Consider the following 16391-nt stretch of genomic DNA (forward strand, 5'->3'; position numbering starts at 1 on the left):
ATCACGAATTGCGGCACCTGTCACAGGTGGCAAAGCGAATGTCACACAGACAAAAGCGGGAATGCGAAAGGCCTCTTAGACTGCAGTAACACCCTACGAATAATAACGAAGGAGTACCCTATGTCTGAATCACAGGTCGCCATCCAGCCAGGCGTACAGCAGTTTCTGGACCGACATCACGGGCTGTGGATTGAGGGGAGGCAGGCCGCGTCGGAGAGTGAAAAACGGTTGAATATTTATAACCCTGCCACCGGGGAGGTTATCGCCTCTACGGCAGATGCCAGCGTCGATGATGTCGACCGCGCGGTGATGTCCGGCTGGCGAGCCTTTGTCGCCCGCACCTGGGCCGGGAAATTACCGGCAGAGCGCGAGCGCATCCTGCTGCGCTTTGCCGACCTGGTGGAGCAGCACAGCGAGGAGCTGGCCCAGATTGAAACGCTGGAGCAGGGGAAATCCATCAATATTTCCCGTCTCTTTGAAGTGGGTTGCACCCTGAACTGGATGCGCTATACCGCCGGGTTGACCACCAAAATAACCGGCAAAACGCTCGATCTCTCCATTCCCTTGCCGCAAGGCGCACGCTATCAGGCGTGGACGCGTAAAGAGCCGGTGGGCGTGGTGGCCGGGATTGTGCCGTGGAACTTCCCGCTGATGATCGGCATGTGGAAGGTGATGCCTGCGCTGGCAGCGGGTTGCTCTATCGTCATTAAGCCGTCAGAAACCACGCCGTTGACCATGCTGCGGGTGGCGGAACTGGCGAGCGAAGCAGGTATCCCTGACGGTGTGTTTAACGTGGTGACCGGAAGCGGCGCGGTGTGCGGTGCAGCGCTGACCTCGCATCCGCATATTGCCAAAGTGAGCTTCACCGGCTCCACGGCGACGGGGAAACAGATTGCCCGCGCGGCGGCGGACACGCTGACCGGCGTGACGCTGGAGCTGGGCGGCAAAAACCCGGCCATCGTGCTGAAAGACGCCGATCCGGCGTGGGTGATTGAGGGGCTGATGACCGGCAGCTTCCTTAATCAGGGCCAGGTCTGCGCCGCGAGCTCGCGTATCTATATAGAAGCGCCGCTTTTTGACACGCTGGTCAGCGGGTTTGAGCAGGCGGTGAAATCCCTGAGCGTGGGGCCGGGCATGTCGCCGGAGGCGTTTATCAACCCGCTGGTGTCCCGCGCTCACTGCGACAAGGTGCAGACCTTCCTGGATGAAGCAAAATCGCGCAATGCAGAGCTGATCACCGGTAACCGTGGCCCGGACGGAAAAGGGTATTACATCTCGCCGACGCTGGTGGTCAACCCGGATCCGGGACTCCGGCTGACCCGCGAAGAGGTATTCGGCCCGGTGGTCAACCTGGTACGCGTAGCCGATGGCGAAGAGGCGCTAACCCTTGCCAACGATACCGAATATGGCCTGACCGCCAGCGTCTGGACGCAGAATATCAGTAAGGCGCTGGAGTATACCGACAGATTGCAGGCGGGCACCGTCTGGGTGAACAGCCATACGCTAATTGACGCCAACCTGCCGTTCGGCGGCATGAAGCAATCCGGCACCGGACGCGACTTCGGCCCGGACTGGCTGGACGGCTGGTGTGAAACCAAATCGGTGTGCGTGCGCTATTAAAAACAAGCCGGGTGGCGCTGCGCTTACCCGGCCTACGGGATCGAGGAACAGGTCGGTTTTGTAGGTCGGGTAAGGCGTAGCCGCCACCCGACATTTACAACGACCACCGATCCCGCCCGGCCTCTTTCGCGCGGTACAGCGCCGCATCGGCGCGGGCGATCAGTTCCGGGCCCGCCAGGCCCGGTGCAATTCCTGCAATCCCCATGCTGACGGTCACATGCTCACTCACTTTGGACGCACCGTGCGGTATCGCCGCCGCGCGCAGGCCGTCCTGAATGCGGCGGGCAACCTGCTGTGCAACGTTCTCCGGGCAATTAAACAGGATCACCACAAATTCTTCTCCGCCGTAGCGTGACACCACATCGTCCGGGGTGCGCACGGCCTGCTTCAGCACCTGCGCCACGCGTGTCAGACAGTCGTCACCGGCCTGATGTCCATAGGTATCGTTGTAAAGCTTGAAATAATCGATATCCAGCATGATCAGCGAGAAGGCTTTATTCTGCTCAACGGCATTCTCCAGCACCACTTCCATCATCCGGCGATTGGCGGTTTTGGTGAGGGGATCCTGGTGCGCCAGCGCATCGAGCCTGGAGATTAACAGCTGGTTTTGCTGATTCCGCCGCCAGGCCTCGTCAAACCAGCTTAACAGGATAAACCGCCCGCAAAGCATAATCAGCGTGAATACGCTCCAGATGGTGACAAAGCGAAGATTAAGGCCATCATTCAGCACCCAGCTGGCGATCGGCAGGGTGAGCCAGAGCGGGAGCACAAACGAGAGTAATCCCTCCGGGTAAAAATAGAGCGCCGTCAAACCGGAGAGCAATAAAATCACGCACAGCGGCCAGACGTGGGGAAGGTGCAGGGCGGTAATGAACCAGTAACTGCACATCGACCAGAAGGCACTGCAGACAAACAGCACTACGCTTATCCCGGCGATGCGGCGCCAGGCCATCAGGATTAATGCAGCGGACAGTATAATAATGCCCAGCATCGAGGCATCGACAATCCGGGTCAGGTATTGTGAACCGGGGTACAGCACCGCGCTGTTTTCCAGCAGGATGTGGCGCAGCAGGATCATCAGGGCAAAGCTGACGTTTACAAAGGCCAGCCAGGGCAGGTTCATCGCCAGCCCGTGATGCACCATGGCCTGACGTGTAGGCCAGGTGGCTCGTTCGGGGGGGAGGTTTTTTCTTTTTTCCATTTATGATGTTTACCCCGTCCAGGGAGAAAGAGAAATAAAAGCGGGCGGGTAAACCGCCCGTAAATCCGCGATGTTACGGCGTCACAATATTAAACCAGAAATCAAATTTATCCATGTAGCCAAGCATGGCATCAAGTTTGGCACTGTCGCCGCTGATTTTGACATCGCCACTGTCCTGCGCCTGTTTCAGCGTGATCTCTTTGAGGATGATTTTGTTAAGCGTGTCCCGGTTCAGCGTGAGCGTCGCATCGGCGTCTTTCGCTTCGGCATTGGCCGTGTGATTCAACACGCCGTTTTCCAGCTCAAGCTTATATTTACCGCCATCGCTGCCAAGATCGATATTAAATACCGATTTTGCGTCCCCGGCTTTTTGACCATTAATATGCACGGCCAGATAGTCGAAGAACATTTCCGGCGTCATCGCCCGAACGGTATCAGGGCTTGCCGTGTTTGGCGTTGGGCCTTTCACGACGCCGTTACGCAGCTCCTGCGCACCGGTCAGGTAGAAGTTACGCCACGGCCCGGATTCAGCCTGGTAGCCGAGCTGCTCCAGCGCATCCGCTTCCAGGTTACGCGCGGCCTGGTTGTTCGGATCGGCAAAGACCACTTTACTGACCACCTGTGCCACCCAGCGGTAGTTGCCCTGGTCGTAGTCGGTTTTGGCTTTACTCAGAATGGCGTCAGCGCCTCCCATGTACTCCACGAATTTCTTCGCGGCATCAACAGGAGGAAGCTCATCAAGCGTTGCCGGGTTGCCGTCAAACCAGCCCAGATAGAGGACATAGGTGGCTTTTACGTCGTGACTGACTGAACCATAGTAGCCCCGGTTAGCCCAGGTATGGGCCAGCGAGTCAGGGAGGGTGAAATTCGCGGCAATTTCATCGCGCGTCAGACCTTCGTTCGCCATGCGCAGCGTCTGATCGTTAATGTAACGGTAAAGATCGCGCTGACTCTTCAGCAGCTTGACCACATTATCGTTGCCCCAGGTTGGCCAGTGGTGCTGTGCCATGATGATCTCTGCTTTGTCACCCCAGCGGACAATTGCCTGATTGATATACTTCGACCAGGGCAGTGGTTCACGGATTTTTGCGCCGCGCAGCGAATAGGTATTATGCAGCGTGTGAGTGACATCCTCGGCAGATTCAATGACCTTTTTCTCTTCGATATACCAGAGCATCTCTGAAGGCGCTTCTGAGCCCGGTGCCAGCATAAAATCATAGGTCAGCCCGTCGATAACCTCTTTCTGACCATCTTTCTCAATGATGTTGGTCGGTGCGATCAGGGTAACGGTACCGGCAGAGGTCGTGGTACCCAGCCCTGCACCCACCTGTCCTTTGGCATCGGGTTTCAGCAGGTTGCCATACATGTAACTGGCGCGACGGCTCATGACATTGCCCGCCATGATATTTTCAGCCACCGCGGCTTCCATAAACCCGGACGGGGCATAGACTTTCACTTTCCCGGATTTCACGTCAGCTTCATCCACCACGCCGCGAACGCCGCCGTAATGATCCACATGGCTGTGGGTATAAATGATGGCGACCACCGGCTTTTTACCCCGGTTTTTGTAATACAGATCCATGCCGACTTTTGCGGTTTCTGCTGATACCAGCGGATCGACAACGGTAATTCCTTCTTTACCTTCGATAATCGTCATATTCGACAGATCGAGGTTGCGGATCTGATATACCCCGTCGGTCACTTCGAACAGGCCACTGATATTAATCAGCTGAGATTGACGCCATAAACTGGGATTAACGGAATCCGGTGCTTTATCACCCTCTTTAATAAAGGCGTACTGTTGCGGATCCCAGATAACATTCCCTTGCTCCCCTTTGATAATCTCCTGCGGCAGTGGGGCAATAAACCCTTTATGTGCATTGGTGAAGTCGGTGTTATCGGAGAAAGGGAGTTGGTTGAAAAGGGCATTATTCGCCTGTTGCGTCGCCGCGGTCGCGTCCTTTGGGGCTTCGGCGGAATAAGAGGGACTGACGGAAACGAGAAGCCCAGCCAGAGCAAGACTTCTGACAATCAAATTCAATTTCATCTAAAACCTCTCAGAGAAAGTACTACGTTACGGTGATTAAACGTCGTGTCCTGGCTGAAAATGTTTGAAAAGATGTCATTAGAATGAGTGGTTAAATAACTATAATCAGGCTGAGAGATTCGGCAAATAAATGAATAAAAAACCGGGCATTACGCCCGGTCGGTGATTATTTTTGTTCGTCTTTTTTTCTGCCAAGCGTTGGCGTTTCGTCAAAGAAGTTCCACGGCTTAAGCAATGTATGCACCCATTCCGTTGGCATGATGGGCCACTCTTCCGCGCGGGCAACGTGCGTGGTTCCGGTGGTCATCCAGACCACATCGTCCTGATTAGTGAGTGACTCATTGTCTTTGCTGTACTGACCCAGCCCCGTATCGTGCGTGGAGCGGTTCGGGAATTTCCCTTCCGGGTACATTTCGTCAGGATGGTAACGCGTCACCCACAGCTGTTTATCCATAAAGCTCAGGCGATGGTAGATCCACTCGTCCGGTGCAAACTTCGCGCCCGTGGCTACCGGGTGCGTGCCACCCGCGTAAGGGATGATCTGGTACGAGACCGGGTTCCCCATACGGTTCTCTTTGCGGGTGTTGCTCAGCAGGCGAATGGTACCCGGATCGAATTTCTGCGCCGCCTGCTGTTCTGTATCGATATCGTACTGATTGACCTGCATGGTACTGGTACGCGGGCCGCCAGCCGTGTTCGGTTTCACCTGCGGATCCATCGCCACCAGTTTATTGTCGATGCCATCCACATCCATATCGAGACGGAAGTTATAGATGTGCTGGTGGGTGGTACCGACGATGTTGTGATCGATTAAGGTGCCGTATCGGGTGTCGTCTTTGGCGCTGGCGTCATGCATCGTTTTGGCCTGCACGCCTTTCACGGCTTCAATCCCGGTGGCTCCGGCATCAATGCCGATGGTGCCGTTTTCGTGGAATACCCAGTCGAAGATGTAATCGTAGTTGCCAACGGTGCTTACCCAGCGCACCACCAGCTCACGGCGTTCGGTGCTGACGTTTGGCTTGCCCATCTCCTGATGCTTATATTCAGGCCCGGCGTAGCGCTCGAAAATGGCGATGGCACGTGGGATCTCCATCGGCGTACCGGTGTAATCCGGGATGGTTTCATTGAGCATCACGGCGTTGGACGGCACATCTTTGCCGCGCACCAGCGGGGAGGTCAGGGTGCCCATGCCATAGTCGCCCGAATCGAGATAGGCTTTAAAGTACCAGCCCACATCCGGATCGCCGTAAGGGACGATCATCCCGCCCAGGGAGCCCTGATACATGACCTGGCGTTTCTTACCGTTGTCGTTGTACGTGACGGTCGAGATCATCGGCCCCACGCGGGAGTCCAGACTCAGGTGGAAATCCCAGTTCTGCCAGTGCACCATGTCGCCGGTAATGGTGTAGTTCTTGCCTTCCGGTTCGATGATCTCAAGCGGTTTTTTCGGGGTTTCGATGCGGTCACGGCCATCATACGGACGCGGAGTCATGGGCACCGGAACAACCGCGCCTTCTTCAATTTTCTGGATCTTCTTCTGTTCGAGATCAACCACCGCCACCAGATTCTCAATCGGGTGTGCCCAGTAGTTACCGTCGCCCACATCCAGATAGCTCACCACCTTCAGCAGACGGTCTTCCTGCTTCAGGCCGTCTTTGCCGTCAAAATAGCCGACGGTCAGCGGGGTCGTGATCACGTTCTTCGTATCGCTGATGCCGCGTTTTTTCAGCACCTCAGCAAATTCCGGGCTCTCGTTGATGATTTGCTGCACGGTGGTGAAATCATCCAGCAGCACCATGCCGTGCGCATCCTTCACGGCCTCCCAGCGCAGGATTTTCTTATCCTTCAGATCCACACGACTTTCGATGACGTGTTTGCCGTCCAGCATGGTGATATTCGCCTGACGCGGGGCATCCACCGCCGTTCCGTTTAGCACAAAGTCCCACACTTTGGCTTTCTCGGGCTCGGCCAGGGCAATCTGAGTGAAGCGGGTGTTCGGTTTAAAATCCTTTGAGGCTTTGACGATGGCCACGGCTTGCTTAATCTCATCCGCCGTTAACGCATTTAGCGGATGGGGGCGTTTCTCAACCTGGAACGTCTGGTCGAGGCCGGACTGGAAGACATCATTGATAAAGGTGTCCGAGATAAAGGCCTTGTTGTCTTTCATCACCACCGGCACCGACAGCGCAAGGGGTTTGCCATTAACGATGGCGGTGTTAGCGCCTGGCTTAACCTTTACGAACGCACCGTCTTTCGCAATGGTGAACATCTGTGCGTAATCATCCCATTGTACCTCTGCGCCAAAATCTGCCAGCGTTTTGTCCATTGGGACCATATGCGCCTCACTGCCGTGAGCGAAAACGGGAGATTGCCAGGCACAGCAGAGCGCAACGGCCAGAGCCAGTGCCGTTCTACGGGCAGAAAATGAAGAATTGCTTCTCATCGTAGACCTCATCTTGTTGTGTTTATTGTGTTGTGAGTCTTATCCTGACAGGCGCGTGAAAAAAGCGTTTGCCTGCATCTGCCAGGTTATTTGTCAGTCTTGCCAGGTTAAAAAAGTGCGGGGATAAATCACATCCCCGGTAAATAGCGTTGATGATCAGTAGGGTGATCTATCGAGATGTATATGTACGTCGTACCCAACCGTGTTGAACGAGTAAACATTGCCACGAACGTGGAGATAAATTTCACCGTCTTTTACGGTCGCGGTGGCTTTATCATCATTGGTGACCATAACAGGCTTAATGTCCTTAATATGAGACATAAACGCTTCGGGGCTTTTTCTCGCATCATAGAGATAAAAGTGAAACGTATCTTTGGATAATGAACTTGCCTCTACCCGCGTGATATACAAATTTAATTGCTCATTAACCTTCATTTTTCCCTGCAGGTTTTCATACACGGTGAAAAGATCGCGAAAAGGGTACAAGATGAAGCCCAGGAGAATGACAACCATCACCCCGACTCGCCAGTTAAAAACCCGACCGTCGCGCATAATCTATTCCTGCTCTTATCCATAATTGGTCAACCGGGTCATCACCATATGCAAAGGCATCCTGGTATTTGGCAAATTCTACCGGATCGCTTGTTCCAGCAAGGATCTGCGCAGCACCTGCACCCCGAAGTAACACACCATCAGGGATGCCCGCTGCCGCGCCCACGGCACCGAAATGGAAATTTCCAAAGTTGGCATACTGGGCACGGCCTTGCTTAAAATCCCATGGACCATGGTTTCTCACCATTTGATAAAACCATACGTAAGTCATCAATGAGGCACCGCCATGAAATCGGGCTATTACCATATGGCTTACAACATCAACCCCTGGTGGTGAAAAAGAAGAGATATCGTACGGCGTGGAATATAAAGGAGTACGCATAATTAACGCTCTGCCCAGCTATCTGCGAAACGCAAATTACCGTCGCAATACGTCCAGGTAATCTTGTCATAGCGCAGCTCCACAACTTCAAGATGATTGTGTTTTTCTTTCGTTTGATCCTTCGTGTCATGCATTAAGGGCGTAACGGAAACGACGCGAATATTATCGAGATGCATATTGTAATATTCCACTTCCTGTCCGGCATTGTTTATGCGATACCATTTGAATTCCGCCGTTTTTAGTGTTTGCCCAGTCGCAACAGCTTTCATCAGATAAGGGGAAGAGGAATCAATCTCCTTTTGAAAAACGATGGGGGCATGGTTACGTTTACCAGTGATTTTTCCCGTTAAAGCATCTGTTGGCAGCCGGAGGTTATGCGTAAAGCCAGTAACTTCTATGCTCCCTTCACGATCATAAACATCTACCGAGCCGGTGATTTTTGCACCGCCGTCGTCAGTTAAGAAAAGATATACAGGAATTGCCATAGTCTACTCATCATCCATGTAATTTAGTTGGGGGAAAATTCCCGCAAGGGATAATAACCATGCTAAGTATGTGGTCAATTTTCTTAATGTTTCTGGATGTAAATTAGCCAGGCTATGCGGACTGGATGATGTGTTACCCAAAGCCATCCAGTCCGTGTTTTCCCCTCTTTTTTAGTGTGATTAACTGATTAAACCCGCACGGGTAACAGCCTTAAAAATCACCCTGCTGGCGAGCCACCAGCGTCAGAATGGAGTAGAGCGCCACCGCCTGCTGGTGCTGATTGAAAATCTCAACCGCCCATTCGACCACGCCGGTGGGTTTTTCATCCGCCGTACGCTGTTTCTTCAGGGTTTTACGTTTGCAGGTCAGGCGCACCTGGATGGTATCGCCCGGTTTCACCGGCTCGATAAAGCGCAGGTTTTCCATGCCGTAGTTGGCAATTACCGGCCCCACACCTGCATCAACAAACAGCCCGGCGGCAGCGGAAATCAGGAAGTAACCGTGTACCACCCGCTCGCCAAAGATCGACTCCGCTGCGCCAATTTTGTCCATGTGAGCATAGAAATGATCCCCGCTCAGGCAGGCAAAGTTAACGATATCGGCTTCCGTCAGGGTTCGGCGCGGCGTCAGCAGGCTGTCGCCCGGCTGCAATTCCTCGAAGTATTTGCGGAACGGATGAACGCGATCTTCATGTACCGTCGCGCCGCGTACCCACTGTTTGCCGATGGCGGCCAGCATGGTCGGGCTGCCCTGAATGGCGGTGCGCTGCATATAGTGTTTGACCGCACGCAGGCCACCCAGTTCCTCGCCGCCGCCTGCACGTCCGGGACCGCCGTGCACGAGCTGCGGAAGCGGAGAACCGTGGCCGGTAGACTCTTTTGCTGACTCTTCATTGAGGATCTGAATGCGACCGTGTGCCCGCGCTGCACCAGAAATAAACTGGCGGGCGAGCGCGGGATCCGCCGTGACCAGCGTCCCGGCCAGGCTACCGCCGCCCGCGCGGGCAAGCTGCATCGCATGGTCTGCGTGGCGATATGGCATGAGAGTCGCCACCGGGCCGAACGCTTCGGTGGCGTGCACCGCCGGGGTCTCATCCGGCTGCGGGCAAAAGAGCAGGGTTGGCGGGTAAAACGCTCCGGCGGCCTGCAGGTCGGCTTTTCCGCCCAGGCGAACCTGGCAGCCTGCGGCCACAAGCTGATCCACCTTCTCCTGCACGTCCGCACGCTGTTCGCTATTGACCAGGGAACCCATTTTCACGCCTTCCTGCGCCGGGTCGCCCACCACCACCTTTTCCAGCCGGGCGATCAGCGCCTGACTTACCGCGTCAATCTGGTGTTGCGGAACGATAATACGGCGGATGGCGGTACATTTCTGTCCGGCCTTGGCGGTCATCTCACGTACAACCTCGCGAATGAACAGGGCGAACTCGGGCTGTTCCGGCGTCACGTCTTCTCCCAGCACGCAGCAGTTCAGGGAGTCGGCTTCCATGGTGAACGGGATCGCGTTTGCCACAATATTCGGGTGAACACGCAGGGTCTGGCCGGTGCTGGCGGAGCCGGTAAACGTCACCACATCCTGGCTGTCGAGATGGTCCAGCAGATCGCCCGCGCCGCCGCAGATCAGGCTGATGGCGCCGTCCGGCACCAGACCGCTCTCCACGATCGCTTTCACCATCGCCTGCGTCACCTGCGCGGTGGCGGTAGCGGGTTTGATGATCGCCGGCATCCCGGCAAGCCACGTGGGGGCGAGTTTTTCCAGCATTCCCCAGCAGGGGAAGTTGAAGGCGTTAATATGCACCGCCACGCCCGATTTTGACGTCAGCACATGGCGCGCCGCAAAGCCGCCTTCTTTCGACAGCGGGATCAGTTCGTCCTCGGGCCACAGCGTGTCGTCCGGTAATTCACGGCTCCCCAGACTGGCATAGGTGAACAGCGTGCCAATCCCACCTTCAATATCTACCCAGCTGTCGCCCTTTGTCGCGCCGGTCTGGGCTGAAAGAGCATAAAACGTCTCTTTCAGGCTGAGCAGGTGCTTCGCCACCGCTTTCAGCATCGCCGCGCGTTCGATAAAGGTCATGGCGTGGAGCGCTTCACCGCCATGGGTAATGGCATAGCGACGTGCCGCCGCCATGTCCAGCCCTTCGCTGGTCACGCTCCAGAGCGCTTCACCGCTGATGGCGTGATGAATAGTACGTTCGCGGCCCCGGCCAGACTGCCAGACACCGGACAAGAAACTGGCTAACTGCTGCATCTCTTATCTCCACATGTTTCGTTATTTCACTATCAATAGTTTGATCATGAATCATAAAAATCAAGCTGAGTTTTAATGAATTGTTAACAATGTGATCTCAAGGGAAGGTGCGCGGCGGTTGTAGCCCTGATGTGGCGGCCTTTGCGCAAAAGCCCTGCGAGCGACATCACAAAATCAGGAAACATTTCTTGGGGGTATATTTAACCTTTGTGTAACTTTTAAAAAAAACAAAGTGATTCACAATTACGCTTTAAGTTGCAAACTAACGAATCATAAAGGTGATGACGTGACGCAAGAACAACGCTTTGAGCAGCGCATAGCGCAGGAGACGGCGATTGAGCCTCAGGACTGGATGCCGGAAGCCTATCGCAAGACGTTGATCCGCCAGATTGGTCAGCACGCCCACTCTGAAATTGTCGGCATGCTGCCGGAAGGGAACTGGATCACCCGCGCCCCGACGCTACGCCGCAAAGCGATCCTGCTGGCGAAAGTGCAGGACGAAGCCGGGCACGGGCTCTATCTCTACAGCGCGGCTGAAACGCTGGGCTGCGCGCGGGAAGACATCTACCAGAAAATGCTCGACGGCAAGATGAAATACTCCTCCATCTTTAACTATCCGACGCTGAGCTGGGCCGATATCGGCGTAATCGGCTGGCTGGTGGACGGTGCCGCCATCGTCAATCAGGTGGCGCTGTGCCGGACCTCTTACGGGCCGTACGCCCGCGCGATGGTGAAAATCTGTAAAGAAGAGAGCTTCCACCAGCGTCAGGGGTTTGAAGCCTGCATGGCGCTGGCGCAGGGAAGCGACGCCCAGCGGCAGATGCTGCAGGATGCCATCAACCGTTTCTGGTGGCCCGCCCTGATGATGTTCGGACCAAACGACGACAACTCGCCGAACAGCGCCCGCAGTCTCGCCTGGAAAATTAAACGCTTTGGCAATGACGAACTGCGTCAGCGCTTCGTCGACAACACCATCCCGCAGGTGGAGATGCTGGGGATGACGGTACCCGATCCCGACCTGCGCTTTGACGAGGAAACCGGCCACTACCGCTTCGGTGAGATTGACTGGCAGGAGTTTGACGAGGTGATCAACGGACGCGGGATCTGCAACCACGAACGCCTGGCCGCCAAGCGCAAAGCCTGGGAAGAGGGGGCGTGGGTGCGTGAAGCCGCACTGGCGCATGCAGAAAAACAACGCGCCCGTCAGGCCGCATAAGAGGAAATCACGATGAGCAATGTCTACTGGCCGCTGTACGAAGTGTTCGTACGCAGCAAACAAGGGTTATCCCACCGCCATGTTGGCAGTCTGCATGCCGCTGACGATCGCATGGCGCTGGAAAACGCGCGGGACGCCTATACCCGCCGCAGCGAAGGTTGCTCGATCTGGGTGGTGAAGGCGAGCGAGATCGTTGCCTCTCAGCCGGAAGAGAGCGGCGAGTTCTTCGACCCGGCGGAAAGCAAGGTCTATCGCCACCCGACGTTTTACACCATCCCTGATGGCATCGAGCATATGTGAGGTCAGGGATGAAAACAGTATCTGCATACGCCCTGCGTCTGGGCGACAACGGTCTGGTGCTCTCGCAGCGCCTCGGAGCCTGGTGCGGGCACGCGCCGGAGCTGGAAATCGACCTTGCGCTCGCCAACATCGGTCTCGATCTGCTGGGGCAGGCGCGCAACTTCCTCGCCTGCGCGGCAGAGCGGGAAGGTCAGGGCGATGAAGACACCCTGGCCTTCGGCCGCGATGAGCGTCAGTTTCACAATTTACTGTTGGCAGAACAGCCGAACGGCAACTTCGCCGACACGATCGCCCGCCAGTATCTGATGGACGCGTGGAATGTTGCCCTCTACGAACGGCTGATCCACAGCAGCGACAGTCAGCTTGCCGCTATCGCCGCCAAGGCGATTAAAGAGGCGCGTTATCACCTGCGCTTTAGCCGCGGCTGGCTGGTGCGCCTGGGAGACGGTACCGAAATCTCGTCGCAAAAAATGCAGCAGGCCATCGACAACCTGTGGCGCTTTACGGCCGAGTTGTTCGAGGCGGATGACGTTGAGCTTGAGCTTATTGAGTCCGGCGTTGCGGTTGATCCGCGCACCCTGCGCCAGCCGTGGGAACACGAAGTGTTTGCCGGACTGCGGGAAGCCACCCTGCGCGTGCCCGATGAGACGGCCTATCGCACCGGCGGAAAACGCGGGCTGCATACCGAGCATCTGGGCCCGATGCTGGCAGAGATGCAGTATCTCCAGCGCGCGTATCCCGGTCAGCAGTGGTAAAGGAGAACGCCATGCAACGTCTTGTCGACATCGCACCCCCACAGGTTCCGCACATCTGGTCCCTGTTAAGCCAGATCCCGGACCCGGAAGTGCCGGTGCTCACCATCACCGATTTAGGCATGGTGCGTAGCGTCACCGCGCAGGGCGAAGGCTGGGTGATTGGCTTTACGCCAACCTATTCAGGCTGCCCGGCGACGGAACACCTGCTTGGCGCCATCCGCGACACCCTGACGGCGCACGGTTATACGCCGGTGCACATTGTGCTGCAGTTGGAACCCGCCTGGACGACCGACTGGATGACCGCCGATGCGCGTGAACGTCTGCGCGCGTATGGCATCAGCCCACCCGTGGGGCACAGCTGTCATATCCACGTTCCCGCTGAGGTGAGCTGCCCGCGCTGCGCCAGCACCGACACCTCGCTTATCAGTGAGTTTGGTTCTACGGCCTGTAAGGCGCTGTATCGCTGTAATACCTGCCGCGAACCCTTCGACTATTTCAAATGTATTTGAGGTTGCCATGACAACGTTTCATTCATTAACAGTGGCAAAAGTAGAACCCGAAACCCGCGATGCGGTGACCATCACCTTCTCGGTTCCGCAGGCGTTGCAGGAGGCTTACCGCTTTCGTCCCGGCCAACACCTGACCCTGAAAACCAGACTGGGTGCAGACGAATTGCGCCGCTGTTACTCCATCTGCCGGAGTAGCGCGCCGGGGGAGATCAGCGTCGCGGTTAAAGCCATTGAAGGCGGGCGTTTCTCCCGTTACGCCCGGGATGAGATCAAACCTGGCATGACGCTGGAGGTGATGGTTCCCCAGGGGCATTTTGGCTATCAGCCGCAGCCTGAACGGGAAGGTCACTATCTGGCGATTGCCGCAGGCTCCGGCATCACCCCGATGCTGGCGATTTTATCCGCCACGCTGGCCGCCGAACCGAACAGCCACTTCACCCTGATCTACGGCAACCGCAGCAGCCAGAGCATGATGTTCCGTCAGGCGCTGGCGGACCTGAAGGATAAATACCCGCAGCGGTTGCAGTTGGTTGCCATCTTCAGCCAGGAGCGGCTGGATAGCGACCTGCTTTACGGCCGTATCGACGGTGAAAAGCTGCAGGCGCTGGCAAAAACGCTGATCAACTTCCGCCAGTACGACGAGGCCTTTATCTGCGGCCCGGCCGCGATGATGGACGAGGCTGAAGCGACCTTAAAAGCGCTGGGAATGGCCGAAAAATCCATTCACCTAGAGCGGTTCAATACGCCGGGCACGGCCGTTAAGCGTGCGGTGAGCGTGCAGGCGGAAGGCCAGAAGGTAATCGTGCGCCAGGACGGACGTGACCGCGAAATCGTCCTCACGGCGGACGACGAGAGCATTCTTGATGCCGCCCTGCGCCAGGGGGCGGATCTGCCGTATGCCTGTAAGGGAGGCGTCTGCGCCACCTGTAAATGCAAAGTGCTGCGCGGCAAGGTGGACATGGCGACCAACTACAGCCTGGAGCCGGACGAACTGGCCGCCGGGTATGTGCTGAGCTGTCAGGCGCTGCCGCTAACCGCCGACGTGGTCGTCGACTTTGACGCTAAGGGGATGGCATGAGCGAACTTCTGGTCACCCGTTATGACCGCGTGCTGCAACTCACGCTTAACCGGCCGGCGGCACGCAACGCCCTTAACAATGCGCTGCTGACACAGCTTGCAGAACAGCTGGAGGCGGCGGCAAGCGATAACACCCTCTCTGCCTGTGTGATTTCCGGCAGCGAGCGCTGCTTTGCGGCCGGAGCCGATCTCAACGAAATGGCAGAAAAAGATCTGCCTGCCACCCTGAACGATAGTCGTCCTCAGCTGTGGAAGCGGATTGACGCCTTCAATAAGCCGCTGATTGCCGCCGTGAACGGTTTTGCACTCGGGGCTGGCTGCGAGCTGGCCCTGCTGTGCGACGTGGTGATTGCCGGTGACAACGCCCGCTTCGGACTGCCGGAAATTACGCTTGGGATCATGCCTGGTGCGGGCGGCACGCAGCGCCTGATCCGCTGCGTGGGTAAATCGCTCGCCAGCAAAATGGTACTGACCGGGGAAAGCATTACGGCGCAGCAGGCCCAGCGTGCCGGTCTGGTCAGCGACGTTTTCCCGGCCTCGCTGACGCTGGAATACGCCCTGAAACAGGCAGCGCTGATGGCGCGCCACTCGCTGCTGGCGCTACAGGCGGCTAAACAGGCGCTGCGCCAGTCACAGGAAGTGCCGCTGCAGGCGGGTCTGGCCCAGGAGCGTCAACTGTTCACGCTGCTCTCGGCCACGGAAGACAGGCGAGAAGGCATCGACGCCTTCTTACAGAAACGTACTCCCGACTTTAAAGGACGCTAATTGTGGAATTTATTCTCAGTCATGTAGAGCAAGGCGTAATGACCCTGACGCTGAACCGTCCGGAGCGTCTGAACAGCTTTAACGATGTGATGCACCAGCAGCTTGCAGAATGCCTGAAGCAGGCCGAGCGCGATGAGACGATCCGCTGTCTGCTGATCACCGGTGCAGGGCGCGGCTTCTGTGCCGGGCAGGATCTGAACGACCGTAACGTCGACCCGAACGGTCCTGCGCCGGATCTGGGGATGTCCGTCGAGACCTTTTATAACCCGCTGGTGCGTCGTCTGGCTGCGCTGCCAAAACCGGTGATTTGCGCGGTCAACGGCGTGGCGGCCGGAGCAGGAGCCACGCTGGCGCTGGGGTGCGACATGGTGATTGCCGCGCGCTCCGCCACCTTTGTAATGGCCTTCAGCAAGCTGGGATTAGTCCCGGACTGCGGCGGAACCTGGTTCCTGCCGCGCGTGGCCGGACGTGCCCGTGCCATGGGGCTGGCGCTGCTTGGCGACAAACTGAGCGCCGAACAGGCGCACGCCTGGGGAATGATCTGGCAGGTGGTGGATGACGATCAGCTCTCCAGCACGGCGCAGCAGCTGGCGCTGCACTTTGCCTCGCAGCCCACCTTTGGGCTGGGGCTGATCAAGCAGGCGATCAATGCCGCGGAAACCAACTCCCTGGACGCACAGCTTGACCTGGAGCGCGATTATCAACGGCTGGCCGGTCGCAGCGACGATTACCGCGAAGGTGTGAGCGCCTTTCTGGCGAAGCGCGCACCGAATTTTACGGGGAAGTAA

General features: G+C 56.8%; 15 protein-coding genes. 8 read left to right on the forward strand and 7 right to left on the reverse strand.

Going from position 1 to position 16391, the window contains the following annotated elements; genetic code table 11:
- Window positions 1-120 precede the first annotated feature (120 nt).
- Window positions 121-1620, forward strand: coding sequence for an aldehyde dehydrogenase family protein (locus tag ACOTZF_RS09780; RefSeq protein ID WP_129317975.1), 1500 nt, complete (start codon window positions 121-123; stop codon window positions 1618-1620).
- Window positions 1621-1714: 94 nt separating this feature from the next.
- On the opposite strand, the gene ACOTZF_RS09785 is transcribed toward ACOTZF_RS09780, so the two are convergent.
- The 7 genes from ACOTZF_RS09785 to paaZ form a co-directional block, all read right to left on the reverse strand.
- Window positions 1715-2821: a GGDEF domain-containing protein gene (locus ACOTZF_RS09785; RefSeq protein WP_129317974.1), complete on the reverse strand. Its 1107-nt coding sequence runs from the start codon at window positions 2819-2821 to the stop codon at window positions 1715-1717.
- Window positions 2822-2894: 73 nt separating this feature from the next.
- Window positions 2895-4868 carry an alkyl/aryl-sulfatase gene (locus ACOTZF_RS09790; protein WP_029882838.1) on the reverse strand — a complete coding sequence of 658 codons (1974 nt, stop codon included), beginning with the start codon at window positions 4866-4868 and terminating at the stop codon, window positions 2895-2897.
- Between the two features lie 166 nt (window positions 4869-5034).
- Entirely contained in the window at window positions 5035-7311 is a 2277-nt protein-coding gene (gene tynA, locus ACOTZF_RS09795; RefSeq protein ID WP_038980510.1) for a primary-amine oxidase, read from the reverse strand.
- Window positions 7312-7467: 156 nt separating this feature from the next.
- Entirely contained in the window at window positions 7468-7863 is a 396-nt protein-coding gene (locus tag ACOTZF_RS09800) for a hypothetical protein (RefSeq protein WP_038980512.1), read from the reverse strand.
- Window positions 7841-8245, reverse strand: a complete 405-nt coding sequence (locus tag ACOTZF_RS09805; protein ID WP_072036484.1) for a polymorphic toxin type 44 domain-containing protein — start codon at window positions 8243-8245, stop codon at window positions 7841-7843. The genes ACOTZF_RS09800 and ACOTZF_RS09805 overlap by 23 nt, the downstream gene beginning before the upstream one ends.
- Window positions 8246-8247: 2 nt before the next feature.
- The gene (locus ACOTZF_RS09810; protein ID WP_038980514.1) at window positions 8248-8730 is read right to left on the reverse strand and encodes an Hcp family type VI secretion system effector; all 483 of its coding nucleotides are present in this window, start codon (window positions 8728-8730) and stop codon (window positions 8248-8250) included.
- Between the two features lie 211 nt (window positions 8731-8941).
- The gene (gene paaZ, locus ACOTZF_RS09815) at window positions 8942-10981 is read right to left on the reverse strand and encodes a phenylacetic acid degradation bifunctional protein PaaZ (RefSeq protein WP_129251633.1); all 2040 of its coding nucleotides are present in this window, start codon (window positions 10979-10981) and stop codon (window positions 8942-8944) included.
- Between the two features lie 286 nt (window positions 10982-11267).
- Between paaZ and paaA the strand changes: the two genes are divergently transcribed.
- From paaA to paaG, 7 genes are read left to right on the forward strand one after another with little or no spacing between them, the layout of a single operon-like run.
- Window positions 11268-12197, forward strand: coding sequence for a 1,2-phenylacetyl-CoA epoxidase subunit PaaA (paaA, locus tag ACOTZF_RS09820; RefSeq protein ID WP_013096761.1), 930 nt, complete (start codon window positions 11268-11270; stop codon window positions 12195-12197).
- Between the two features lie 12 nt (window positions 12198-12209).
- Window positions 12210-12497 carry a 1,2-phenylacetyl-CoA epoxidase subunit PaaB gene (gene paaB / locus ACOTZF_RS09825; RefSeq protein WP_003857353.1) on the forward strand — a complete coding sequence of 96 codons (288 nt, stop codon included), beginning with the start codon at window positions 12210-12212 and terminating at the stop codon, window positions 12495-12497.
- Window positions 12498-12505: 8 nt separating this feature from the next.
- A complete protein-coding gene (gene paaC / locus ACOTZF_RS09830) occupies window positions 12506-13252 on the forward strand; it encodes a 1,2-phenylacetyl-CoA epoxidase subunit PaaC (RefSeq protein ID WP_023621630.1) in 747 nt (248 codons plus the stop codon).
- 11 nt (window positions 13253-13263) lie between these two features.
- A complete protein-coding gene (gene paaD / locus ACOTZF_RS09835; protein WP_038980517.1) occupies window positions 13264-13761 on the forward strand; it encodes a 1,2-phenylacetyl-CoA epoxidase subunit PaaD in 498 nt (165 codons plus the stop codon).
- Between the two features lie 7 nt (window positions 13762-13768).
- Window positions 13769-14839: a 1,2-phenylacetyl-CoA epoxidase subunit PaaE gene (gene paaE / locus ACOTZF_RS09840; protein ID WP_038419322.1), complete on the forward strand. Its 1071-nt coding sequence runs from the start codon at window positions 13769-13771 to the stop codon at window positions 14837-14839.
- Window positions 14836-15603 carry a 2,3-dehydroadipyl-CoA hydratase PaaF gene (gene paaF, locus ACOTZF_RS09845; RefSeq protein ID WP_129318097.1) on the forward strand — a complete coding sequence of 256 codons (768 nt, stop codon included), beginning with the start codon at window positions 14836-14838 and terminating at the stop codon, window positions 15601-15603. Before paaE ends, paaF begins: the two co-directional genes overlap by 4 nt.
- On the forward strand, window positions 15603-16391 hold the full coding sequence (gene paaG / locus ACOTZF_RS09850; protein WP_097533547.1) for a 2-(1,2-epoxy-1,2-dihydrophenyl)acetyl-CoA isomerase PaaG: 789 nt from the start codon (window positions 15603-15605) through the stop codon (window positions 16389-16391). The genes paaF and paaG overlap by 1 nt, the downstream gene beginning before the upstream one ends.

Source organism: Enterobacter cloacae complex sp. SHL021 (assembly GCF_049237765.1).
Lineage (GTDB): Bacteria > Pseudomonadota > Gammaproteobacteria > Enterobacterales > Enterobacteriaceae > Enterobacter > Enterobacter cloacae.

What these genes read in the sequence shown, in the direction of transcription:
- ACOTZF_RS09780 (WP_129317975.1), top strand. Translation starts at nt 121, where the DNA reads ATGTCTGAATCACAGGTCGCCATCCAGCCAGGCGTACAGCAGTTTCTG.
- ACOTZF_RS09785 (WP_129317974.1), bottom strand. Translation starts at nt 2,821, where the DNA reads ATGGAAAAAAGAAAAAACCTCCCCCCCGAACGAGCCACCTGGCCTACA.
- ACOTZF_RS09790 (WP_029882838.1), bottom strand. Translation starts at nt 4,868, where the DNA reads ATGAAATTGAATTTGATTGTCAGAAGTCTTGCTCTGGCTGGGCTTCTC.
- tynA (WP_038980510.1), bottom strand. Translation starts at nt 7,311, where the DNA reads ATGAGAAGCAATTCTTCATTTTCTGCCCGTAGAACGGCACTGGCTCTG.
- ACOTZF_RS09800 (WP_038980512.1), bottom strand. Translation starts at nt 7,863, where the DNA reads ATGCGCGACGGTCGGGTTTTTAACTGGCGAGTCGGGGTGATGGTTGTC.
- ACOTZF_RS09805 (WP_072036484.1), bottom strand. Translation starts at nt 8,245, where the DNA reads ATGCGTACTCCTTTATATTCCACGCCGTACGATATCTCTTCTTTTTCA.
- ACOTZF_RS09810 (WP_038980514.1), bottom strand. Translation starts at nt 8,730, where the DNA reads ATGGCAATTCCTGTATATCTTTTCTTAACTGACGACGGCGGTGCAAAA.
- paaZ (WP_129251633.1), bottom strand. Translation starts at nt 10,981, where the DNA reads ATGCAGCAGTTAGCCAGTTTCTTGTCCGGTGTCTGGCAGTCTGGCCGG.
- paaB (WP_003857353.1), top strand. Translation starts at nt 12,210, where the DNA reads ATGAGCAATGTCTACTGGCCGCTGTACGAAGTGTTCGTACGCAGCAAA.
- paaC (WP_023621630.1), top strand. Translation starts at nt 12,506, where the DNA reads ATGAAAACAGTATCTGCATACGCCCTGCGTCTGGGCGACAACGGTCTG.
- paaD (WP_038980517.1), top strand. Translation starts at nt 13,264, where the DNA reads ATGCAACGTCTTGTCGACATCGCACCCCCACAGGTTCCGCACATCTGG.
- paaE (WP_038419322.1), top strand. Translation starts at nt 13,769, where the DNA reads ATGACAACGTTTCATTCATTAACAGTGGCAAAAGTAGAACCCGAAACC.
- paaF (WP_129318097.1), top strand. Translation starts at nt 14,836, where the DNA reads ATGAGCGAACTTCTGGTCACCCGTTATGACCGCGTGCTGCAACTCACG.